Origin of the sequence: Sporolactobacillus caesalpiniae (genome assembly GCF_040513385.1) — a bacterium.
Taxonomy (GTDB): domain Bacteria; phylum Bacillota; class Bacilli; order Bacillales; family Sporolactobacillaceae; genus Sporolactobacillus.
In genome coordinates this window covers 49,925-71,789 of record NZ_JBEVCB010000007.1, presented here as the reverse complement: position 1 = coordinate 71,789, position 21,865 = coordinate 49,925, and the positions used below count along the sequence as shown (strand labels likewise).

At 41.4% G+C, this 21,865-nt stretch carries 26 protein-coding genes; 15 read left to right on the top strand and 11 right to left on the bottom strand.

Going from position 1 to position 21,865, the window contains the following annotated elements:
• Nucleotides 1-9: 9 nt before the first annotated feature.
• Together ABWW58_RS14560 and ABWW58_RS14555 are read right to left on the bottom strand one after the other, a co-directional pair.
• Entirely contained in the window at nucleotides 10-1,002 is a 993-nt protein-coding gene (locus tag ABWW58_RS14560) for a Gfo/Idh/MocA family protein (protein ID WP_353869802.1), read from the bottom strand.
• A gap of 896 nt (nucleotides 1,003-1,898) precedes the next feature.
• Nucleotides 1,899-2,357 (bottom strand): hypothetical protein, encoded by a 459-nt coding sequence (locus ABWW58_RS14555; protein ID WP_353869801.1) that lies wholly within the window; start codon nucleotides 2,355-2,357, stop codon nucleotides 1,899-1,901.
• 110 nt (nucleotides 2,358-2,467) lie between these two features.
• Between ABWW58_RS14555 and ABWW58_RS14550 the strand changes: the two genes are divergently transcribed.
• Both ABWW58_RS14550 and ABWW58_RS14545 read left to right on the top strand, forming a co-directional pair.
• On the top strand, nucleotides 2,468-2,977 hold the full coding sequence (locus ABWW58_RS14550; protein WP_353869800.1) for a GNAT family N-acetyltransferase: 510 nt from the start codon (nucleotides 2,468-2,470) through the stop codon (nucleotides 2,975-2,977).
• Between the two features lie 14 nt (nucleotides 2,978-2,991).
• Nucleotides 2,992-3,198, top strand: coding sequence for a hypothetical protein (locus ABWW58_RS14545; RefSeq protein WP_353869799.1), 207 nt, complete (start codon nucleotides 2,992-2,994; stop codon nucleotides 3,196-3,198).
• 271 nt (nucleotides 3,199-3,469) lie between these two features.
• On the opposite strand, the gene ABWW58_RS14540 is transcribed toward ABWW58_RS14545, so the two are convergent.
• The gene (locus ABWW58_RS14540) at nucleotides 3,470-4,813 is read right to left on the bottom strand and encodes a glycoside-pentoside-hexuronide (GPH):cation symporter (RefSeq protein WP_353869798.1); all 1,344 of its coding nucleotides are present in this window, start codon (nucleotides 4,811-4,813) and stop codon (nucleotides 3,470-3,472) included.
• A 310-nt stretch (nucleotides 4,814-5,123) separates the two neighbouring features.
• Here ABWW58_RS14540 and ABWW58_RS14535 point away from each other — a divergent pair, with 310 nt between their 5' ends.
• Complete coding sequence (locus tag ABWW58_RS14535) at nucleotides 5,124-6,137, top strand: LacI family DNA-binding transcriptional regulator (RefSeq protein WP_353869797.1); 1,014 nt, start codon at nucleotides 5,124-5,126, stop codon at nucleotides 6,135-6,137.
• Nucleotides 6,138-6,281: 144 nt separating this feature from the next.
• Nucleotides 6,282-7,967 carry a glycoside hydrolase family 13 protein gene (locus tag ABWW58_RS14530; protein WP_353869796.1) on the top strand — a complete coding sequence of 562 codons (1,686 nt, stop codon included), beginning with the start codon at nucleotides 6,282-6,284 and terminating at the stop codon, nucleotides 7,965-7,967.
• Between the two features lie 98 nt (nucleotides 7,968-8,065).
• On the opposite strand, the gene ABWW58_RS14525 is transcribed toward ABWW58_RS14530, so the two are convergent.
• Nucleotides 8,066-8,743, bottom strand: a complete 678-nt coding sequence (locus tag ABWW58_RS14525; RefSeq protein ID WP_353869795.1) for an alpha/beta hydrolase — start codon at nucleotides 8,741-8,743, stop codon at nucleotides 8,066-8,068.
• Nucleotides 8,744-8,872: 129 nt separating this feature from the next.
• Between ABWW58_RS14525 and ABWW58_RS14520 the strand changes: the two genes are divergently transcribed.
• Complete coding sequence (locus ABWW58_RS14520) at nucleotides 8,873-9,649, top strand: alpha/beta fold hydrolase (RefSeq protein WP_353869794.1); 777 nt, start codon at nucleotides 8,873-8,875, stop codon at nucleotides 9,647-9,649.
• Between the two features lie 103 nt (nucleotides 9,650-9,752).
• On the opposite strand, the gene splB is transcribed toward ABWW58_RS14520, so the two are convergent.
• Nucleotides 9,753-10,781 (bottom strand): spore photoproduct lyase, encoded by a 1,029-nt coding sequence (splB, locus tag ABWW58_RS14515; RefSeq protein WP_093671466.1) that lies wholly within the window; start codon nucleotides 10,779-10,781, stop codon nucleotides 9,753-9,755.
• Nucleotides 10,782-10,798: 17 nt separating this feature from the next.
• On the bottom strand, nucleotides 10,799-11,032 hold the full coding sequence (locus tag ABWW58_RS14510) for a transcriptional regulator SplA domain-containing protein (protein ID WP_093671464.1): 234 nt from the start codon (nucleotides 11,030-11,032) through the stop codon (nucleotides 10,799-10,801).
• Nucleotides 11,033-11,491: 459 nt separating this feature from the next.
• Here ABWW58_RS14510 and ABWW58_RS14505 point away from each other — a divergent pair, with 459 nt between their 5' ends.
• From ABWW58_RS14505 to ABWW58_RS14480, 6 genes are all read left to right on the top strand, one after another.
• Nucleotides 11,492-12,241, top strand: coding sequence for a hypothetical protein (locus tag ABWW58_RS14505; protein ID WP_353869793.1), 750 nt, complete (start codon nucleotides 11,492-11,494; stop codon nucleotides 12,239-12,241).
• Nucleotides 12,238-13,920, top strand: a complete 1,683-nt coding sequence (locus ABWW58_RS14500; protein ID WP_353869792.1) for a VWA domain-containing protein — start codon at nucleotides 12,238-12,240, stop codon at nucleotides 13,918-13,920. Before ABWW58_RS14505 ends, ABWW58_RS14500 begins: the two co-directional genes overlap by 4 nt.
• 17 nt (nucleotides 13,921-13,937) lie before the next feature.
• Nucleotides 13,938-15,086 carry a toxic anion resistance protein gene (locus ABWW58_RS14495; protein ID WP_353869791.1) on the top strand — a complete coding sequence of 383 codons (1,149 nt, stop codon included), beginning with the start codon at nucleotides 13,938-13,940 and terminating at the stop codon, nucleotides 15,084-15,086.
• A 172-nt stretch (nucleotides 15,087-15,258) separates the two neighbouring features.
• The gene (locus ABWW58_RS14490; protein WP_353869790.1) at nucleotides 15,259-15,588 is read left to right on the top strand and encodes a PadR family transcriptional regulator; all 330 of its coding nucleotides are present in this window, start codon (nucleotides 15,259-15,261) and stop codon (nucleotides 15,586-15,588) included.
• Complete coding sequence (locus ABWW58_RS14485) at nucleotides 15,585-15,932, top strand: DUF1048 domain-containing protein (RefSeq protein ID WP_353869789.1); 348 nt, start codon at nucleotides 15,585-15,587, stop codon at nucleotides 15,930-15,932. The genes ABWW58_RS14490 and ABWW58_RS14485 overlap by 4 nt, the downstream gene beginning before the upstream one ends.
• 9 nt (nucleotides 15,933-15,941) lie before the next feature.
• The gene (locus tag ABWW58_RS14480) at nucleotides 15,942-16,292 is read left to right on the top strand and encodes a DUF1048 domain-containing protein (RefSeq protein ID WP_353869788.1); all 351 of its coding nucleotides are present in this window, start codon (nucleotides 15,942-15,944) and stop codon (nucleotides 16,290-16,292) included.
• A gap of 141 nt (nucleotides 16,293-16,433) precedes the next feature.
• Here the strand turns inward: ABWW58_RS14480 and ABWW58_RS14475 are convergent, their stop codons facing one another.
• Entirely contained in the window at nucleotides 16,434-16,811 is a 378-nt protein-coding gene (locus tag ABWW58_RS14475) for a hypothetical protein (protein ID WP_353869787.1), read from the bottom strand.
• A gap of 169 nt (nucleotides 16,812-16,980) precedes the next feature.
• Complete coding sequence (locus ABWW58_RS14470) at nucleotides 16,981-17,187, bottom strand: hypothetical protein (RefSeq protein ID WP_353869786.1); 207 nt, start codon at nucleotides 17,185-17,187, stop codon at nucleotides 16,981-16,983.
• Nucleotides 17,188-17,332: 145 nt separating this feature from the next.
• Here ABWW58_RS14470 and ABWW58_RS14465 point away from each other — a divergent pair, with 145 nt between their 5' ends.
• The 3 genes from ABWW58_RS14465 to ABWW58_RS14455 all read left to right on the top strand — a co-directional run bounded on the left by ABWW58_RS14465 (nucleotide 17,333) and on the right by ABWW58_RS14455 (nucleotide 19,632).
• Entirely contained in the window at nucleotides 17,333-18,184 is an 852-nt protein-coding gene (locus tag ABWW58_RS14465) for an alpha/beta fold hydrolase (RefSeq protein ID WP_353869785.1), read from the top strand.
• Between the two features lie 195 nt (nucleotides 18,185-18,379).
• Nucleotides 18,380-18,619, top strand: a complete 240-nt coding sequence (locus ABWW58_RS14460) for a hypothetical protein (protein WP_353869784.1) — start codon at nucleotides 18,380-18,382, stop codon at nucleotides 18,617-18,619.
• A gap of 479 nt (nucleotides 18,620-19,098) precedes the next feature.
• Entirely contained in the window at nucleotides 19,099-19,632 is a 534-nt protein-coding gene (locus ABWW58_RS14455; RefSeq protein WP_353870013.1) for a GNAT family N-acetyltransferase, read from the top strand.
• A 235-nt stretch (nucleotides 19,633-19,867) separates the two neighbouring features.
• On the opposite strand, the gene ABWW58_RS14450 is transcribed toward ABWW58_RS14455, so the two are convergent.
• Genes ABWW58_RS14450 through ABWW58_RS14440 form a run of 3 tightly spaced genes read right to left on the bottom strand, consistent with a single transcriptional unit; the run spans nucleotide 19,868 to nucleotide 20,746 of the window.
• The gene (locus ABWW58_RS14450) at nucleotides 19,868-20,002 is read right to left on the bottom strand and encodes a hypothetical protein (RefSeq protein ID WP_353869783.1); all 135 of its coding nucleotides are present in this window, start codon (nucleotides 20,000-20,002) and stop codon (nucleotides 19,868-19,870) included.
• A gap of 53 nt (nucleotides 20,003-20,055) precedes the next feature.
• Nucleotides 20,056-20,613 carry a GNAT family N-acetyltransferase gene (locus ABWW58_RS14445; RefSeq protein ID WP_353869782.1) on the bottom strand — a complete coding sequence of 186 codons (558 nt, stop codon included), beginning with the start codon at nucleotides 20,611-20,613 and terminating at the stop codon, nucleotides 20,056-20,058.
• Nucleotides 20,582-20,746: a hypothetical protein gene (locus ABWW58_RS14440; RefSeq protein ID WP_353869781.1), complete on the bottom strand. Its 165-nt coding sequence runs from the start codon at nucleotides 20,744-20,746 to the stop codon at nucleotides 20,582-20,584. Before ABWW58_RS14440 ends, ABWW58_RS14445 begins: the two co-directional genes overlap by 32 nt.
• A gap of 315 nt (nucleotides 20,747-21,061) precedes the next feature.
• Here ABWW58_RS14440 and murI point away from each other — a divergent pair, with 315 nt between their 5' ends.
• On the top strand, nucleotides 21,062-21,841 hold the full coding sequence (gene murI, locus ABWW58_RS14435) for a glutamate racemase (RefSeq protein ID WP_353869780.1): 780 nt from the start codon (nucleotides 21,062-21,064) through the stop codon (nucleotides 21,839-21,841).
• The last annotated feature ends 24 nt before the right edge of the window (nucleotides 21,842-21,865 follow it).

The following is a 21,865-nucleotide window of genomic DNA, read 5'->3' as shown; positions in this document are numbered from 1 at the left end:
AGTCCTTGTTTAATAGTCTGTACGATCAAACGGGTATTTCATCCCCCATTGATTTCGTACGTTGGTTAATACGTCCATAATGTCGTAGGAGAGTGCAAATTCACCGTCGTCATGGCCTTGTTCAATATATCTTTGCATGTCTTGAACTTCGTATTGCAAGGCAAGGGATGCATCTCCGGCCGTAATTACTTCATGTGTTTCCGTGTGCGCATCATCTGTAAAGGTTATAGCGGCTTCTGTGGCACGCGGATAATTCGATATTTCAATATAGCCTTTGGTGCCTGAAATGACTCCGCGTTTCGGTTGTTTTGCGCGCATCGACAATGACAGTACCGCAATTTGATCATCTAAATTTTTCAGAAGAATACCTGATTGTTCATCGACGCCGGTCTCAAAATATTTAACGGTTGTCAAAACATTAACAGGTTGTGTCTTTAAGAATGAACGGGCAAAGGCAGTCGCATAACCACCAATGTCAAGCAGTGCACCGCCGGCTAAGTTTTTATTAAAGAAGCGGTTTTTGACATCATAATCTTTTAAACTGCCAAAATTAACTTGAACTAAGTTAACATCACCGATTTTTCCGTCGCTGATCAGCTGTTTTACCTTTTTATAAAGCGGCATGTGAAATAAGGTTAAACCTTCAGTCACAATCAAACCTTTTTCAGCAGCTAATTGTCTCACATTAGTTAACTGTCGGGAATTAACCGTTATTGCTTTCTCAGCAAATACGTTTTTACCGGCTTCTAATGCTTTCATAATATATTCATAGTGAAAATTATGGGGAGTTGCAATGTATACGATATCAACATTTGGATCTTTTAGCAAATCATCAGGATTCGTAAATGTCCGATGAATCTTTTTTTCCTCACTGAAAGCCTGTAAAGCGGCTTCGTTAACGTCAGCCACTGCATAAATTTCTCCATTGACACTATTTAACGCATCAGCCATTTCATGTGCGATCCATCCGGTACCAATCATACCCCAATTATACGTTTTCATCTAACTCATCCTTCCAAATAATTTTTTTTGAAACGATCGAAACCACTACAAGAGGGTGTTCAAAAAGTCCGGGAAAAAGGCAATGAGGATCTTCTGCTAACAGCATGCACGTCCTGTGCAAAACGCAGAAGTCACCGCATCCTGCGGAAGTTCTGTGTCAGCTTGTTTCTCCGCTCCTCACGTATTAGCAGGGGAACTTCAACTAACAACGTGCACGTCCTGTGCACAACGTTGAAGTCATCACATCCTGTGAAAGTACGTGCGGGTAGCTCGAAACTGCGCTTCCTTGATCTTCGACGCTCAGGACGAGCTAGTGTCAGGCATGCCACAGGACGTGGCGATTTGCCTAACCTCGGCTCTTTTTGTCCTCCTTTTTGAACAGACTCTACAAGCGATTGTCTTGCCATACAAAATGAAATTCATTTCAATTTGAATTTTTATTTTGTAACTAATTTTAATATAATTATTTGAGGCGTATTTGTCAATGAAATAGCATTCATGAAAATAACTTTCATTTTGAGCAAGGTAATGTATGACTTTACTTGCAACAGCGTTCACACACAATGCATAAACAGAATGTCACGCCGGGTTCATGCACGAAAGCGGTGCTCCAATGCATGAAAACCCGAATTCTATGCACGAAAATCAGCGATCAATGCACGATCAGGGGTCATGCCGGATTCTATGTCAATAAAAAAGCACCCTCTGCTTTTTAAATCAACCAAGAGGATACTGTGTCTATTTCGAACCATTTTACTCGGCTTTCAATTTGATAGTCACAAAAAATTTGTCCTTGATATTATTAGTATTGAGAAACGCAAGAATGTGATCGCTTCACTAGGGATCATGCAAGAATTAGCAGCCGCGGCACTAAGGATTGCGGCATCTACTAAGAGCTACTCCTTTTCAATCTTTCGGATCCATTTATAGTAAGCCGCGACAATCCACAGTAAAAATGGGTAGACGATGAACGAATAGCTTATTCGCCACCAACCGTAGTTGAAGTAGCCCCAAGGCTCAGGCAAAAGTGCAATCAGTTCATAACTGGTAATCGCTACATCCCAGAAAAGGATATAAATCAGCTGCTTAACAAAAGATTTTCCATAGGGATAACCGTTTAGAAAAATGATGTTTACCGGTGGGATCAATACGGTTAATACAAAGAGTGTCGGCCACTCAAGAGAACCTGAGAAATACCAATAGGCATGATATTTTTTGCACAAATAACCATCAGTAAGCACCTGCACGGCAACGGTAAACGTCCAAATATGTACGATTTGATTTTTGGTGAGTCGTTTATTGATGAGAAAAGCAGTGCTATTAAAGAGAGCGACAGCAAGCAGCAGACCGATCATTGTGTCATTCCTTTTTTTATTATATGTTTTCCTTGTACGGCTTTATTTACACATCTCTTTATATTTGGGAAAGGTAGTAAAAGTTAAAATAGGTATGAGGAGGAATCGAAGTGAACGCGACAAATTTGCAGTCGAGGGTTTTGGTTTTAACACCTTTGTCGATTGATGACCTTATGCGGATCAAAAACAAGGAATCAGATCGAATGGAGATCCAACTTGACTCTGAAACCATTTCAGAATCATTTCGGGCGGCAATTATAAAAAAAATTAACAAAATGAATGAAATTAGTGAAGAACTGCACCCATGGTATACGTATTGGATCATTGTTGACCGTGCGACTATGAAAGGAATCGGCCTAGTCGGATTCAAGGGCTCCCCTGATGAAAATGGGTACACAGAGATTGGTTATGGCATGTCGCCAAATTTTAGGAGAAAAGGGCTAATGACCGAAGCGGTGAACACGTTAATGGAATGGGCGCGCTTAAATTCAAACTGTAAAGGTATCATTGCTCACGCGCTCAAGACAAATAGTGGGTCGATTAAGGTATTAAAGAACTGCGGATTTCAATTCGTTAACTCAGAAGAACTGGAAAGTGTTTATGTACATAACTTTAGTTGAAAGGATGATGTGTCTTGGAAACAAAAGAGTGGATCTTATTCGATTTGGGCTGCACCTTAATTGATGAAAGTGAAATCATCCAAAGGGATTTAACCAATACTTTTTGCAGAAGAGATATGAAAAATAAGAGATGCGATCCTGTCGAAACGGTTATCAGAAAGTATGATCCAAGAAGGGGCAGGGAAACAAATGATGAGAACGATCAAATACAAAACGCTTGATCACGATTATTATCGACAGGCTTTAGCGCTAAGAAATAAGGTTTTAAGAAAACCAATCGGGAAAGATATAAAAAATTTGAAAAGCAAGGAATCAGAGTAATGGCTATGAAGAAGTTGTTGCATTTCCAGAAAAAATCAGATCCGAACCGAATGGAAATGAAGATATTTGCCCCTGGATTTAGCTTTTATCAAAAGAAAAACTGTCCAAATCCGATAAATATCAATGGGTTTGGACAGTTTATGGCTGCAAAACATTGGCACCTTTCTAACGTCAAGCATCGACGGTATGGTGATGTTTGTTGAGCTCGCAAATGATCTGGGTCTCGTGTTTGTCAACATGGTGAAAACACAAGGCAAGGGCAGCAATGGCAAAGCCGAAGGCCGGCAGCCAGACAAAATTGAATTCGATTGCAGTCAGAGCCGCTGAAGATTGAACGGTCCCAGGTGTATAGCCTGCATGGGACATGATCAATGCGGATACGGCACCGCCGATGCCCATGCCGAATTTCGCTGCAAAACTTGAAGCGGATGTAAGCAGTCCTTGCGCACGTACGCCGCTCCTCCATTCACCGTAATCAACAGTGTCGGCAAGCATCACCGACATCAGTCCGAAAATGAACCCAAACCCTAATTGAACGACGATGGTTCCGGTAATAACGGCGGTAATGTTACTTGCATGAGCACCAATGCCGGTGATCATTTGGCCGAAAATTCCGAGTCCAAGCCCTAAAGCCATCGTGTTGCGTTTTCCGATATATTTCGCTATCGTCGGGATAAAAAAGATCGAAATCATCGAAACAAAACTAAGCGACATCACAATTGGAACCAGGTCGGAACGGTTTAGATTATAATTAAAATAATAAACGGTGGTTTGCTGCCGAATTGTAAAAGCAAGAAAATAAATCAAGTTGATGATGATCATCACAAACCATGGAACGTTTCCTTTTATCGCTTTAATCCCATCTTTAAAACGGACAATACCTTTGCTGGATTGTACCCGTTCTCTCGTGTTTTTAAACGTGATTAGGAACATGACCAGAGCGATACCAGCAAAGATCATCATCGTTAAGAAAAATCCTTTTTTGTCGTTTCCACCTCCTAAAACGCTTACAATTGGAAGCGCAGCAACAGATACAACGAGACTGCCCACGTTACCGCAGATGGAGCGTACAGATCCAAGCACGGTTCGTTCTTGGCTGTTACTGGTCAGACTCGGTAAGATCGAGGTGATGGGAATATTGATCCCTGAATAGAGAATACCAATAAGGATATAAGTGACATAAGCATAAATGACTTTTCCTGTCGGACTTAGATCCGGAGTCGTGAATGTAAGAACAGCCAAAACGGAGAATGGGACGGCCAGCCATAGAAAATAAGGACGGCTTTTGCCCCATTTGGTGTTGGTACGATCGATAAGAATACCGAAGAATGGTCCATCGAAGGCATCAATCACTCTGGCTACAAGAAACAATGTACCAACGGTCGCAACGCTTAATCCATAGACATCTGTGTAAAAGTACATTAAATAAGTGGTAATTAAACCAAATACGAGATTACTCGCTGTATCACTTAAACCATAGCTTATGCGTTCTTTCCATGGAACAACATTATTCATGATTCACCCTCCTAGGTTTTATGAATGATATGAAAAAGCAGCTAAGAAAATCTCAAATTAATAGTAAACGTTTACGTAAAACGTTTACATTGTTAATGTATTCTGATTTTTTGAGAATGTCAAGCTGAAAATCTGGAACCATCTCTCCTTTTTTAAAGCAAAAATTCATAAAGGAAGCCCGGTAGATAGCTAGAAGATTTATCAAAAGGATGTTTTGCGGTTCAAAAATTTGCGGTTCAAAAAAACTTGACAAAGTGAAAAAAAGTATGTATTTTTACCTTTGAGTAAACGTTTACAAAAAGGTGATCTAATGAATGCGACGATTAAAGACGTTGCACGTGCAGCAAATGTTTCCATCGCGACCGTCTCACGAATCTTGAATGATCAGCCCGGTTATAGTTTGAAAACAAAACAACGCGTGCTCAAAGCGATCAAGAGCTTGAACTATCAGCCCAATGCTGTTGCGAGAGGCTTAATCAATAAAAAAACGAGAACGCTGGGGATTCTTGTTCCCAATGTATCGAGCATGTTTTCATCGTTGCTTCTAAAAGGTGTTGAGGATGCAGCCTATACGAGAGGGTATAGTGTGATCATGTGTCATACAGCAAACAGTGGTGTGCGAACGATGGATTACCTGCATCTTTTGAAAGAAAAACGGGTGGATGGGCTGCTTTTTACCAGTGAAGTACTTAAGGACGCTTATTATGATGAGATTCGCAGAATGGGTGTTCCGCTTGTGTTGCTTGCGACGCAGTCTTTGAACGATTCGATTCCCTACGTGAAAGTAGATGACCGGATGGCTGCTTATCATGCAGTCAGTTATCTTATCGCTAAGGGACACACGAAAATTGGTATGATCAGTGGGAATAAAGAGGATCGGATCGCCGGGCAGCCAAGAATCGATGGATTTATCCAAGCATTGCAGGACCACAACCTTTCTTTTAATCAAAAGCAGATTGTCTACGGACCCAGTTTTTATTTTGATGATGGAAAACGATTATTACCGGATCTGCTCAGTAAAAACAGTGGATTAACCGCCATCTTTGCAGCCAGCGATTTTCTAGCAGTTGGGGCACTGTCAGCAGCATATTCCTCCGGGCTGCGTGTTCCTGAGGATTTATCAATTATCGGTTATGACAATCTGGAAATTGCAAAGATGTCGTTTCCACCGTTAACGACAGTGGGGCAGCCGCTTTTTCAAATCGGAAGTGTCGGCGGTATGATGCTGATCGACATTATTGAAGGTAAAGGAAATATTGAAGGACGGATTCTGCCGCATCAAATTATTGAGCGGCAAACGGTCAGAGAGCGATCAAAGGCGTGACCGAGAAAAATTGTGATAAGCAATGACAATAGACCCAGTTTTTTTTTAGGGTGCGTATGAACAGGGGTTCGCTTCTCTTTTTTTTGATGGATTAACGTAAACGTTTACGAATGATCACTTTAGCTCAGAGAAAGGGTGGTTTTTATGGAAAAGAACTGGTGGAAAGAAAGTGTTGTCTATCAAATCTACCCGCGCAGTTTCAAAGACAGCAATGGCGATGGTATCGGTGATCTGCAGGGAATTCTGTCTAAACTAGATTATCTGAAAGCATTAGGTATCGATGTCGTCTGGCTTTCTCCCGTCTATCAATCGCCAAATGACGATAATGGTTATGACATCAGCAATTATCGGGAGATCATGGATGATTTCGGTACTTTAGAAGACTGGGAAGAGCTGCTTCAGGGCATGCATGAACGCGGCATTCGTCTGGTTATGGATCTGGTCGTCAATCATACGTCCGACGAGCATGCGTACTTTGTTGAATCGCGCAAATCAAAGGATACCCCTTATCGCGATTACTATATCTGGCGGCCACCGTTAAATGGCGGGCAGCCAACGGATTGGACGTCTGTATTCAGCGGTTCGGCATGGGCCTATGATGAACGCACAGGTGAGTATTACCTTCATCTATTCTCGAAAAAGCAGCCGGATCTGAATTGGGAAAATCCGAAAGTCCGGAATTCTGTATTTGAGATGATGAAATTCTGGCTGGATAAGGGTGTTGACGGATTCCGGATGGATGTGATCAATATGATTTCCAAAAAGGAGTTCCTTGCGCCTTACGACGATTTTGTTAAAGGAACGGCGGAAAATAAAACGTATCATCCGAATGGTCCCCGCGTTCATGATTTTCTGCAGGAAATGAACCGTAAAGTCCTGTCTCAGTACGACATCATGACCGTTGGCGAATGCCCGGGTGTCACTCCGGAAAAAGCGCAACTATATACCGACACGGACCGTAAAGAGCTCAACATGGTTTTTCAGTTTGAACACATGGGGCTTGATCAGCAAGAAGGAAAAGAAAAATGGGATTTGAAGCCGCTTAATCTATTGGATTTAAAAGAAAACCTGAGCAAATGGCAGAAGGCACTCCACGAAAAGGGCTGGAACAGTCTGTACTGGAACAATCATGATCAGCCGCGAGTTGTTTCCCGGTTCGGCAATGACGGAGAATATCGCGTGAAATCGGCCAAAATGCTAGGCACTTTGCTGCATATGATGCAGGGGACGCCCTATATTTATCAGGGAGAGGAAATCGGAATGACCAACGTCCGTTTTCCAGCCATTGACGATTATCAGGATATTGAGACATTGAATATGTATCAGGAACGTGTCCATGAACAAGGAGCCAATCCTGAAGACGTCATGCAGTCAATTTATGCCAAGGGTAGAGATAATGCACGGACGCCGATGCAATGGGATGACTCGGAACAAGCCGGCTTTACATCCGGAACGCCATGGATTGCTGTTAATCCCAATTATCCATCGATCAATGTGAAGCAAGCGCTCGAAGACAAACAATCAATTTTCTATTATTATCAGAAATTGATTGCACTGCGCAAAAAATACGAGATCATCGTTTACGGTGACTACGCGTTGCTCTTGCCGGAGCATCCGCATATTTTTGCTTATCAACGTACTCTGAATGGTCAGACGCTGCTCGTACTCTGCAATTTTTATGATAATAAAGAAACGGTTACTCTACCTGAGTTTTCAATGTACAGCATGGAGCAACTTCTAATCAGCAACTATCCCGACGATGGAGCAAGCAGGCTCACCGAAACGCTTGAGCTAAAACCCTATGAAGCCAAGGTCTATCTGTTTTCTTAACTATTGGAAAATAAATTGAATAAAGCGAACAAAAATCCAGGATGCTGAGAACCCAGGTCCTGTTTTTTTATAAGCCAAATGCCTGTGGCTTATAAAGTTCAATGTTTGTTTAGAAATGCTGTCACAAAACGGATGACCTTGTCACGCTCGTCTCCTTGACAAATGTGATGTCGTGCATGAGGCAGATAGTGCAGTTCTTTTTCTTCCGAAGCAGCCGCGTGAAAAATCAGTTCAGCGCTCTTTGGATCAATCGTTTCATCTCGTTCACCGTGAATGATACACATCGGGACATGAATGGTGTGAAAAATTCGTTTTGCCTGCCTGACAACCTTGTGAAACTGAAAGACATTGGCAATCGGGACCTTTTGAGTGAATTGCGAATCGTAGTTTTCCGTTCTCCTTTTCTTCCGGTGACGAAATCTATCCAGTCTCATTTTGAAGACATGAGGGGTCAGCACATAAACAGCTGGAGAAAGCAAGACCAGAGACGAGATCGGATAACGGGAAGCCGTAATCGAGGCGATCATCGCACCCATTGAAAAACCAATCAGATGAATCTCTTTCTTGGCGTCTTTTGCTTGTATAACCATTTTTTCAATCGCTTGCAGCCAGTCCAGAGCAGTGGTTTTTTCCATATGCTTTTTAGCTCGATCGTGACCGGGTAAAAGCGGGATGATGACTTCAAACCCGGAATGTTCGAGCGCGTGCGCCAGCGGTTCCACTTCCCAAGGATTTCCGGCGAATCCATGAATAATAATGCATAATGGTTGCTTCATTTAATCACTTCCTTACCTCCTAGTCTGCCGTGTCCACGGTGCATCATTCCAGATTGCCCCAAAAAAATTGAATAAAAACAAACAGTTTGGGGGAAATTAGGTGCAATTCATTTCTCTGAGGTGACCGCGATGTCCTATTTCAAGGTAGATGATTGCCAACTCTACTACAACGTTCAAGGTCAAGGAATTCCGATTCTTTTCGTTCATCCTCCTTTACTGACCCATTTCAATTTTTTAAATCAAATGAAGGAACTATCTAAGCGTTATCAGATCATTACTTTTGACATACGCGGTCATGGAAGAAGTTCAGCAACAGATGAGGTCTTGACTTACCCACTTATCGCGGATGATATGCTGCATTTGCTTGATCATCTGAACATTCCTCAGGCCTATATCTGCGGTTATTCAACCGGCGGATCAATCGCGCTCGAGTTTTTCTTGAAGTATCAGAACCGGGCATTGGGCGGAATCCTTGTCAGCGGACTGTCTGAAGTCAGCAACGCGGCATTAAAAAGTAAACTGGTTCTGGCAGCGACACTCGCACGTTTCAAGGCGCTTTCTCTATTAGGTTTCTATATTGCCGGAACGAATATGGCTACACTTTCTTCGTTTTGGAAAATGCTGCGGGAAGAACGACGAGGATCGGGGAAAAATGTGGCCGAGTACTATCAATACAGTCTGTCCTACACCTGCACCCGTCAATTGAATCAGATTCAACTGCCGATATTACTGGTTTTTGGGCGTCAAGATCACGGATTTTTTCGTTACGCAAAAATACTGCATGAACACCTGCCGAATAACGAACTGAAATGGATTCAAAACGTCAAACACCAAATTCCCACAAAGGCAGCGTCAGAACTAAACAGCTTTATTAAAGAGTTTGTAAAAAAGAAAGCGGCTAAGTGATGATGTGCGCTTCTCGATAAAAGCTTTGATTGCATCACTTAAAAAACGCGCAAAGAATAAAAAGCACAGGGCACCGTGAAAAGAGTACGGGTCATGTGCTTTTTCACGTAAAATAAGCAACCTCTGCATCTGGAAAATAGTGATGGATGTAGCCTTCAATTGTTTCTTGCAGAAGTGCTTCATCTTCTTTTTGATAGATGTATTTTCCGATCCCGTAGCGTCCCCATTTATAGCGGCGTTCGTCTTTATTCATGACCAGTTTTGAATTCGGGTAATTCTTTTCAATCACGCGTTTGGCCGGACCGGTGAAGCGATGCTGGATGAGTTCAAATGTGATCGGAACGGCCGTTTTTTCCGGAAACTGGTCATGCAGTGTCTCAAAAAGCTGACGGTAGCCTTCCTGCCAGCCATCGTGAATGTAAATAGGTGCAATAATAAAGCCGAGCGGATAGCCGGCATCAGACACCTTTTTTGCCGCTTCGATCCGTTCAACTAGGCGGGATGTTCCTGCTTCGAAAAATTTAATCACGTATGCATCATTGAGGCTGAAACGAAACCGGGTTCGTCCGTTGTGTCGCGCGTCTAGTAAATGATCCACATGAGCGAACTTTGTCACAAAGCGCAGCTCGCCGAAATCGCGCGCGCCAAAAAATTCGATTGCCTTTTTCAGAGAATGGGTTAAGTGGTCAATGCCGACGATGTCCGAGGTGCAGGCCGCTTCAAATCGTGTGATCTCAGGCGCACGTTCGGCCATGTACTGATCGGAGCGTTCGAGAATCTCATCGACGTTGACGTAGGTTCTGATATACGGCTTCGAGCCCATGGTGGTTTGTAGGTAGCAGTAATGACAGTGCCCCATGCAGCCCGTTGCAAGCGGCAAAGCATATTCTGCAGAAGGTTTGGAACTTTGAAAATCCAAGGTTTTTCTCACGCCAACGACCAAAGTTGATTTGGCGTTGCGGTATTTTTGAAAGTCATTAGTCCCTGGGAGATTGCGTACTTGATTATGCGAGGTCGTTTCACGAATCTCGATCCCCATATTTTCAAATTTATCCTTTAGCGTTTGACCAAGTGGGTAGTCCAACGCACGAGGCTCAATGTAGACAAGCTGGGGAACAAAGGGCTTTACCATGAGTACTGCGCATCTCCTTAATCTTCATCATATATTTGCTTATATACGCGTTTCGCGTCGTCGATCGTTGGGAACACCGCATCATCCTCGGCAAATTCATAGTACATATCATTTAGGGAGAGCACCTTGTCCTCTTTTTTATTCGGATTTTCAACTACTTCTGCTTCCTGAATCAATGTGGCGGTTGCTGTGTGCGGATTTCGGCAAATGACATAGACAAGATCGCCAACCTGTGTCTCCTCTTTTTTCATTGCTATCCCTCCTGACTTCTCATTCTTTTCCTTTGTGATTATGTCCGAAATGGGTTCGGTTATGCGTTGGGAGGGGCAAGAGTGCCTGTGAATAAAGAGATTTTTTTAATAAACAGATAAATTATTGCGAACAGATCATGATTGTCTGGTAAAATAAAGGAAGACCATTCATTTCTTTCTAATCGAGTGCATCAAGCAGTTAAAAGATCTACACGACTCGTGATCGCACACGAAAGCAATTGCGCAACAACATGTAATTTTTGATTGAATTCCTGATTTTCTTCTAATAAGTAAAAGTCAGTACTGATGTCATTTCCTCGAACATTGTCATCGACGCATTTAAGCTGCGTTCTGTTTGGCAAGCATTTCTCTAGTACATTTTTTCCCATTGCAAAGAAAAATACATCAATCAAGTGCTATTGAATATCATCAATAAGCAGTGAGGATGGGGGACTCGCAGTGAATCGATTTTGGAAATTTTCTGGGCTATTAGCAGGGGTTGTCATTATCAATATTATCATCTTATCCCCTGGATTTTTGGGTGTTGCCATTGGCGGTGAGAGCGCATTTCAAACGGCCTTGGGAATCACTCTATTAGTTGCGAGTGCGATGGTTGTTCTCGCTGCCTTGTATTTAATCTATTTCAAACCGCGTGGTGCGGGAAATATACCTCAATTGGAAACAAAAGAAGATTATTTGGAATCGTTAAGGGAATTTAAAGACAGTAGGGTATTTGGTAATGACATTGACACCGTCTTAACTCAAACAGAGCGCTTAGAGAAGAAAAAAGAAACGGTAAAAAGAACGTTAGCACATCGCTTTGGTGAAGGAGAGTTGAGTTATCAGAAGTTTATGGCTCCTGTCTCCGATGTTGAGAAACTCTTCTACGTCAATATTAGAAATATTATTGTCAAGGTAAGCGTCTTTGACGAAGGAGACTATTTGAAGATCAAGCGGGCTGCGAACGATTTTTCAGCAGATGTGATGGAAGATAAAATGCAATTATTTAATCACTACATTGATTCAGTCAAGTCATCTAAGAACATCAATGAAGAAGTGCTGACAAGCTTAGACAAATTGATTTTGGAAATTTCCAACTTGAACACGGTAGATGTGTCAGAAGTTGACAATCTGCCTTGTATGCAGGAAATGAATCAATTGATTAACCAGACGAAGTATTACAAGAATTCTGAGGGGGCTTATGAATGAATAATACGGGCAAGTTTATTGGACTCGGGGCAGTTGTTCTTCTCGTTGTGTTCGCAATTGTTTTTATCGGGGTATCGCTGACCTCAAATTCTAAACCCGTAAAAGTTACGGATAAAAACAAAGCAAAGATATTGAATAAAATGTATTCTGATATTGACATAACCAAGGAAAAAGCGATTAAAGGAAGCATTGATCTTAATCCGGCCAACGTTGCGTCTGAGCTCCCATCAATTAATAAATTTGATGTGTCTGTGAAAAACACGACTAATGATTATGTTGAAATTTTTTCTTCAACAGAAAAATCGGGTACGGGTGCGGATGGTTGGATTAATAAAGTAGCCGATGATTTTAATAAATCGAACGTAACGGTCGATGGGAAGCGTGTATCGGTAAAGATCAGAAATATCGCATCAGGAACGGCGACCGATTACATCAAATCAAAGAAATATATACCGGATGGATTCACACCCTCGAATGAACTTTGGGGTGAGATGACAAAGGCAAGCGGTGTAAAAACAGAAATGATTTCAAAAAGTATGGTCGGAAATGTTCCTGGGATTTTGTTGAAGAATTCAAAGTATAATGAGATTAAGAAAAAATACGGGAAAATTGACGCTAAAACGGTAATCAAGGCCATGGCAAATAACGAATTAACAATGGGTTATACAGATCCCTATGCAAGCTCTACCGGATTAAATTTATTGATTAGTATCCTGCATACATTCGATGCCGGCAACTTACTTGGCAATAAAGCAGTCAGCGGCTTTGAAAAATTTCAAAATAACGTTCCGTTTACGGCACTGACCACCTTGCAGATGCGCGATGCGGCAAAATCAGGCACATTGGACGGTTTTGTGATGGAATATCAGACGTTCAGCCAAGCGCCCGATCTCAAAGCAAATTATACGTTCACGCCGTTCGGGGTTCGGCATGACAGCCCGCTGTATGCTTTAGGCAATAGCTCATCTGAAAAGAAACAGATTTTGCAAAAATTCGCTGATTTTTCGAAGCAAACGAAGTATCAGGAATTGGGAAGTAAATATGGGTTTAATCATGAATCAAATTACAAATCAGAGTACAGCGGGGTAGACGGCGCGACGCTTACATCTGCTCAAGCGCTATGGAAAGAAAAGAAGGATCTTCAAAAACCAATTTCAGCCGTCTTTGTCGCGGATACTTCAGGCAGCATGGGCGGGGCACCACTCAATCAATTGAAGAAATCATTACTGCAATCTCAAAAATATCTCGGAAGACAGAACAGCATTGGGTTAGTGTCCTATGCAAATGATGTATCAATTAATTTGCCAATCGGCAAGTATACGATTGAACAACAGTCTAAATTCGTTGGTGCGGTGGAGCGCTTAGAGGCTAGTGGAGGGACAGCAACCTATGACGGAATCATTGTCGCAATTAGGATGCTTCAGGACCAAATGAAGAAAAATCCAAATACAAGACCAATTATTTTTGTCCTAACTGATGGGGAAACCAACGGCGGCCATTCGCTCGATGAAGTAAAAGGCTTAATAAAAGCATATAAAATGCCCATTTATACCATTGGATACAATGCCAATCTAAAGGATCTCGAAAAAGTCTCAAACATCAATGAAGCAGCTTCAATCAACGCCGACACGGATGATGTCATTTATAAAATTAAAAACCTATTCAACGTACAGTTGTAAGGAGAGGGGATCGGTCGATGGGATTTTCAATGGAAGTGGTGAATGAAAACGAGGTTAAGGCTCAAGTAGAGGAACAAGTAAAGCCGGTATCTGAAGAAATGCAGAAAATCAAAGAAACAGCAGATAAAAATGTTGCTGAGATCGTGAAGATTGATCCGACAGCGACAACCTCATTCGGCGAACGCACAGAAATGTTGCAATCCGTTGAAAGCTTTGGCCTGGATACATTGAGAAGTTCAGCAAGCAAAAATTCTCTGTTGAAGGTTTCTGTAGGCAAGCTTTCAAAATCGGGTGACGAAGGCGGTGCGGTCGCTAAGGGGTTAACGGAACTGCAAACGCAGCTGCAAGATCTCGATCCAAGCGTTGTCGACTTCACAAAAACTGGTTTTCTTGGCAAGCTTTTTAATCCGCTGCGCGCTTACTTTAAAAAGTACCAAAAAGCCGATGCAGTCATCGGTGACATTGTTGAATCGCTCGACAAAGGCAAAAGAGTACTAACCGACGATAATAAAACGCTGCTGCTCGAACAGCAGACGTTGCGTGAAATCACAAAGAAGCTGCAGACGAATATCGAATTAGGTTCATTAATGGATCAATCCATTGAAGCAAGCATAGAGAAAGCCAAGATTGAAGATGAAAACTCGGAAAAGGTGCGCTTTGTCACTGAAGAAATCCTTTTTCCGTTGCGGCAACGCGTGATGGATATGCAGCAGATGCTCGTCGTCAATCAACAAGGCATTATCGCTTACGAAGTGGTCATGCGCAACAATAAGGAACTCATTCGGGGAGTAGAGCGAGCAAAGACGGTTACTCTATCTGCTTTGCGTAATGCGGTTACGGTTGCGAGTGCGTTGTATAATCAAAAAATCGTGCTCAGTAAAATTGAATCGTTGAACAAGACAACGAACATGTTCATTGCAGGAACATCCAAGATGCTCAAAGAACAGGGTGCAGATATTCAGAAACAAGCGATGGAAACCGGAGTCTCAGTGGAGACACTGAAGACGGCATTTGTTGATGTGCTCGCCGCGCTCGACTCAATCAGCGCCTACAAGCAAGTAGCGCTGCCGAAAATGCGCGAAACAATCAACCATTTCAGAGAATTGGCGGACAGCGGAGAGAAACAGATCAAACGTTTTGAAAATGGGTCACAAGTATCCTTATAAGATAAGATTGAAAACCGCCTTCCCAAGCAGGAGGCGGTTTGATTTTGCACAAAAATCGGGAGGGGTGATTCTCCTTAAAAATTGTTATTGACAAATCACCTACTTAGTGTAACTATATAGTGGTAGTAAGTAATACTACATACTAGTCGCAATGAATAGCGGGGAAGGGATTATGCTGGAAAACTTAACTGAAATGCTGAAGGGCGTGCTTGAAGGCTGTGTCCTCGAAATAATAAGTCGCGGAGAAACCTATGGCTATGAAATTACGCGGCGCCTGAATGCTCTCGGTTTCACCGATGTTGTGGAGGGCACTGTGTACACCATTTTGGTACGACTTGAGAAAAATGGACTCGTGGATATGGAGAAAAAGCCATCCGATATGGGCCCTCCGCGCAAGTTTTTCGTACTCAACGATGCAGGTCACGAGAAACTGCGGAAGTTCTGGGAAAAATGGGCATTTGTATCATCAAAAATGAATGAGTTAAAGGAGCGAAACCAATGAACTTTTGGGAAAAGGTCACCGGCAGTGACATGACTAAAGAAATGAAAGCTTTTGAATTGCGAGCCAAAAAGCTTCCGACTGATTATCAAGCGGCATGGGACGAAATTAAGACTAATCTTTGGTCACATTCAAATTTCACTGGTCGCAACCTCATGCCCATTCTTGATGGTGCGCTGGGTCTTCTCGAAGAATCGGCAGTGGATGGACAGAGTATCCAAGCGGTTTTGGGTGACGATATCAAAGGCTTCTGTTCAGCGCTTGCCGGCGAAGAAGGAGCAAGATCTTTTCGCGACAAATGGCGTGAACAACTCAATAATACTATCGCCAAAAAATTAAGAAAGTAGGAGGATAAAATGAGCATACAGGACATTATCGAAGGTAAAAAAGAGTGGCTGGCGCACATGGCACGTGTCAAAGCACTCCCGAAGGATTATCAGATTGTTTATAAAGAAGTTCAAAAGTATCTCTTTAAGGTCGGCCCGGTTGAACTAACCGATGGTACGGGTTTGCTCTCGGGAATCGTCGATCTTTTTGAGGAAGGTGCGTCCGTGGGAAAAGGAGTGCTCGAAGTGACTGGAAGAGATGTAGCGACTTTTTGCGATGATTTAATCAAAGATTCAAAAACGTACGCTGATATCTATCAAGAATCTGTTAATCAAGCGATTAACAAGGCGATGAAAAAGGTTACGAATAAAACAAAATAAAAAGAAGGATATCGGAATGGGAACAGCGATTCAAGTGCAAGGGCTGCAAAAGTCTTTCAAGCAGCATCAGGTTCTGAAAGGTGTAGATTTTGACGCGGAAAAAATCTGCCGCGTATAGCGAGGATGCCCGGACTGGGTCGATTAAATTGGACAAAAGTCTTGCCATCCCTCTTTATAGGCGGCGATCACACCGTTGAGTCCAGAATGGGAATAGAGATCAGCCCAGAGGAACATGCCGGCAACGCAAGCAAATTTATTCCAATAGGGACCGGAGCAGGCATTAATGAGTAATGAATGTTGTCGATCTGGGTCTTGTTCGTGTAACGCTTGTCGATACGAATGGAGTGCGTCTTCTTTACGGTCAAGCAACTCAGGATTGCTCAACTGTCTAGTTGTAGCCAGAGTGTGGGCGAGTCCTTCATCGAAAAGCATGTAGCTCAATTTTTCTATGGAGGTCTTTGCATAGGTTGTTGGATAGTCCTGATGCAATAAAAGATGGGCACACTCATGTGTCATCATCGCTTGAATGATCTCTTAGGCGCGATCAATGCCGTAGTGGCTCAGCCAAATTAACCTCCTGGTGTTCGGAGTTTTCTCGAACCATGGCTTCATATGGTGCAGGACAACCAACTACCAACTGAATGGTACAATCGATCAGACGTTCTCGATACTGAGGAAACAGCGCATTTCACAATTGCTTATGGCAGGGAACAAAATGTTGTACCGTATCTCGCATATCATGATAAAGCTCGAGAACTTGTGGTTTCATTGCCTCAACCGGTTTTTCGAACAAATAGTCATTTTCTTCGATGTGGTGAAAAATCCATGCGTCATCATAGTCTTTTGAAGGAGAACCGTTTAAGTATTTTTGGACGATCGCATCGTCAATGTTCACTGCCCATCCCTTCAACTTATTATCTAATAAAAGTGTAACGCATATTTTTTGCCTAAACCTCAATCTCTAGACGGAATTTCAGTCCATAGGAACATAAAATTGCTATAATAAACAAAAAAGTTTTAATAATTGGAAGTGATGCTTAATGTGGACGGTACGACATGTCGTAACAAAAAGTGATGAGGTCAATTATAAAGTCAGGGAATCCGGTGATCCAACTGCATCGGAAACCGTAGTGCTTATTCATGGGCAGGCATGGACCGGTGAAGTTTGGCAAATGGTTGCCAAACGATTGCAAAACCTACATATTGTTGCTCCGGATATGGCGGGGTGCGGAGACAACGGGTTAAGTAAAAGCTATGATTTCGATACATTGTCAAAACAGCTCATAGATGTACTTGATCAAATGCATGTGCAAAAATTTTGGCTAGTCGGTCATTCATGGGGCGCTTCTCTAGCTCTTCATTTCGCCACTCACTATTCTGAACGAGTAAAGGGACTTATGCTTGTTGATGCGGGCTATCTCAAGTATCAAGAGTGGCCGGGCATCAGCTGGGAGGCATTCACTGATTTTTCGTATCCTGAAGACTTTTTAAGCAGCATAGATCATTATCTTCATCTTCAAAAACAAGACACGCCATTTTGGAATGAGGATGTTCAGAGGTCGGTCATGGATCAGGTCAACGAGATGGAAGATGGAACGCTTCGCTTTAAATGTTTGCCGGCAACTGAACTGGCCTACTCCCATGCATTATGGGACTTTGATCCGGATGAACATGCTGTACATTTAAAGATGCCCGTTTTCCTTACTATCGCAGAATCTCAATCACAAAAAAATGATCCAATCATCGCATACAAGAAAAGATCTCGAGAACATTTCTGTTCAATCGCTAAACAGTCACACTGTGTCATTATGAAGGATACGACTCACATGGTGATGCTCGAACGGCCTAAAGAATTGGCACAGGAAATTCGAGAGATGATTAAAGCATCATGAGGCATTATCAGTGACAATAAAGCTCTTTACTCAAAAGAGAACAAAACCGTGCCTTACGATGAAATGTGAAGTCATCAAAGATAACAAAAAAGTTCTTACCGTTTTATTAGAGAAGTATACTGTTACGCAGTTCGCGAATATTGCGTAGGAACTAGTTAACACCTGTAATCCTATAATTGAAAGGAAGGGAATCAAATGACAATACTATTGACTCTGTTTATTCTGATCTTATTATTGTTGAACTACCTACAGTCAAGAGAGATAAATAAGCTTAAAGCGGTCGTCACGTTTGATGAAGACGTATTAAGACAGGAAGCAAAGGATCTATTAAAAACCAAAGATAAAGTGTCAGCAATAAGAAAACTTCGTGAAAATAACTATCCGCTTGGTCTGGTTCGAGCGAAAAAGATAGTTGATCAAGCAGAGCCTGAGTGAAAATTATCTGTGCACTATGTCTTTATATGCACTAGAAAAAGCCACGATTTATTCCAATTCCTGCATAAAAACTGTTTTTCTGAGATGCCTCTATGCCCGGTTTTTTTCTATCTTCACTATATAGGCTGCAGCTGGGAAGATAAGAAAAAAGGATTAATCAACGTACATAATAAGATTGACTATACAGAAACGTATTCGGAAGAAGTATGTGTTCGGCTCATTCACAATAATCGCCGCTTTACCTGCACTGGTCTGGAATGACGCGGGTGCCCGGAAATAAACCAAAAGATTTTAGAAAATCGTGACTATCAGATTTTTATAAGGAGTACAATGAAATCAGATATTGGAATGGGGGCATAACAATGAAAAAATGGAAAATAACATTGCTAATTATTGAAGCAGTTATCTTGGTTGTCCAAGTGAATTATTTCTGACGGAGAGGTAAGCAACTGCAAAATAGGTGAGGTGGAGTGAAAGCGATGAACCTTCTTGAGACCGAACGGCTAATGATACGTGAATTAGAAATAAATGATGCTTCGTTGATCTACAAATATAGTATAGAAAAATCCATGCAGGAAGAATTACCTGATCAAGTTTATGAGAATTTAAATGAAGCTAGGGAAGTCATCAAATTCCTAACAACCAACTATAAATCGACTCCACAGTCTTATCCACTTGTTTACGGAGTTGCCTTGAAAGAAACTAACACCTTGATTGGTCATGTTGGGTTAAGTGAAACATCGAGTGGCATCGAGATTGGCTATGCCATTGCCATGGACGATCAGGGAAAAGGGTATGCAACTGAAGCGGTAGGCGCTTTTTCAAAATGGGCAAAATGTAACCTTAATTTAAATGCTATTTACGGAATATTGAAAGCGAGTAATAAGCGCTCACAAAAAGTTTTAAGTAATAGTCATTTCGTCTTTTGTGAAGAAGTAGTGATGAAAAGTTTTGGCGGAAAGTATTTGAACAAAATTTATGTTTATAAGTATTCAAAGATTCAAAGCAGGTGAAAATTTAAACAATAAAGATATCAAACAAATGGCCATGACGCAGTCAGCTTTTTCTAGATAATATCAAAGACAGCCAGGTTTGTTCTGAAACAAAGAAGTAACATCTAATTTGTTTTAGTGTTTCAATCTCAATGATTTCATCGATTGCTTCAACTGTAATAAGTTCACATATCAATAAAAGCTTGGGATTATAAACAACAGTTATCTTTTTAAGCAAAATAAAAGCACTCTATAATTAGAATGCTTCCCACTTTTTTTTCAATTTCTCATTTTTTTCTTTTAATTTTTGTTCGTTTTTTTTCTCACGTTCTAAAAATTTTTTACAACTAGAACCACTTAATTTAGATTTTTTATTCCCTCCAAATGCCATATAATTCACCTCAAAATTACTTATGAGGTATCAAACATTTGTAGAACAATTAATTATTCATCGTAATGTTTCTCAATCATATCTTGGTCATATAAATCCATCAACATATATATTGTAGTCTCATTATTTGTTACTTGATCCTCAGATGCTACTTCAAATCCTCGCTTATGATACCATTTCCAGTATTCATAAATTGCGTCTAAAGTGATATACCTTTTATTTACCGTCTTTGCAAGAGTGACAATATATTTCATAATTGAACTGCCAATACCACTGTTTTTAAATTTATTATCGACAGCAAGTCTATAAATATCTAGAGAGTGTCTTTCTAAATTCTCTGATGCTGAATCTTCTTCATCTTCAGTATCAGTTGTATCTAATTCAATTTTAGATTCTTTCAGTGTAAAATAAGCTAATAAATTTGAATCTCTATATACTAACTGGGTTCTTGATTTAAAATCGATATGTTCAAAAAAAGCTTGTCTCTTAAGGAAACTATTTAAAGAAGTATTATCACAATCAAATTGGTTAAAATCTTCTCGTGATTTAATACTAATCTCTCTTATTCGGAAATCTTGATCAATCTTTGAAATGCTTTCCGTCACGATCACGTAGCAGTCTGTCCTTTTCAATCATTCTCTTAACAAATTCTCGTCTTTTTAAATTATTTTCTCTTTCTCTTCTTAAAAATCTTTCTTTGTCTTTTCCAGAAATTACAGGTCTCGGTCTAGTAGTGATAGCCATTACAATCTCTCCTCTCACTAGTAGAATAATAGTTTAGTTTCTAAAAATATTATACCATTGAGAATGTCAAGGGTAAACGACAAGTACAATCTTTGCGGTTAAGTCATTTTCCTTAACGCATTCGGAAAAAATATTTGTTCAGCTCACTCGCAACAATCCTCGTATTACTTGCCCCGATCCGGAACTACGCAAGGTCCGGATCGAAACCAAATGATTGAATGGGTTGTGTTAGATTGACTTCTATTTTCTGCGCCGTGAAAAGGTGATACAATAAAACAACGTTAAGATCAAAATCCTAAAGAAAAGTGATAACTCATGAACATAGCAGTATTTGATTCCGGTGTTGGCGGTATGACGGTTCTTCATCATATTAGAAAATTGTTGCCCAATGAGAATTTTCTTTTTTATGCGGATACCGCGCATCTTCCCTATGGAGAAAAACCGAAAGATGAATTGAAAAAATATATTTTTGAAGCGGTGGACTTCCTTGTTGCCCACGATATCAAAGCACTGGTCGTCGCTTGCAATACGGCAACGAGTGCAGCAATTGAGGATCTGCGCCAAAGTTATTCGATTCCGATTATCGGTATTGAACCCGCAGTGAAACCGGCGGTGATCGAAACCGAGCCGGAAAAAAAGAAAGTGCTCGTCATGGCGACACGGACGACGCTGAAGGAAGAAAAGTATCATCGACTCGTTGAACAGATCGACAAACACGATATCGTTGATCCGCTTCCAATGCCGAAACTGGTGGAGCTTGCCGAAGCGTTTGACTTTGATCCCGATCATGTCATTCCTTATTTAAAAGAGCAGCTGGAACCGTTCGATTTGGCTCAATATGGAACGGTTGTTTTAGGGTGTACCCATTTTCCAATTTTTAAAGACATTATTGAGCAGATCTTCCCAAAAGGGACCCACGTTATCGATGGGGGGTTCGGTACGGCGATGAATCTGAAACGGACGCTGGAACGACTGCATCAAACCGGCGGCGGAAGCGGAATGATTACCTTCTATAAATCCGGTGTGGAAGTCACGGATCAGGAAACGCTTAAGCATTATGACGAGCTGTTGAAAAGATTGGATCGCATCCTTTAAGCAGTGGATTGGGTAAGTGGAGAA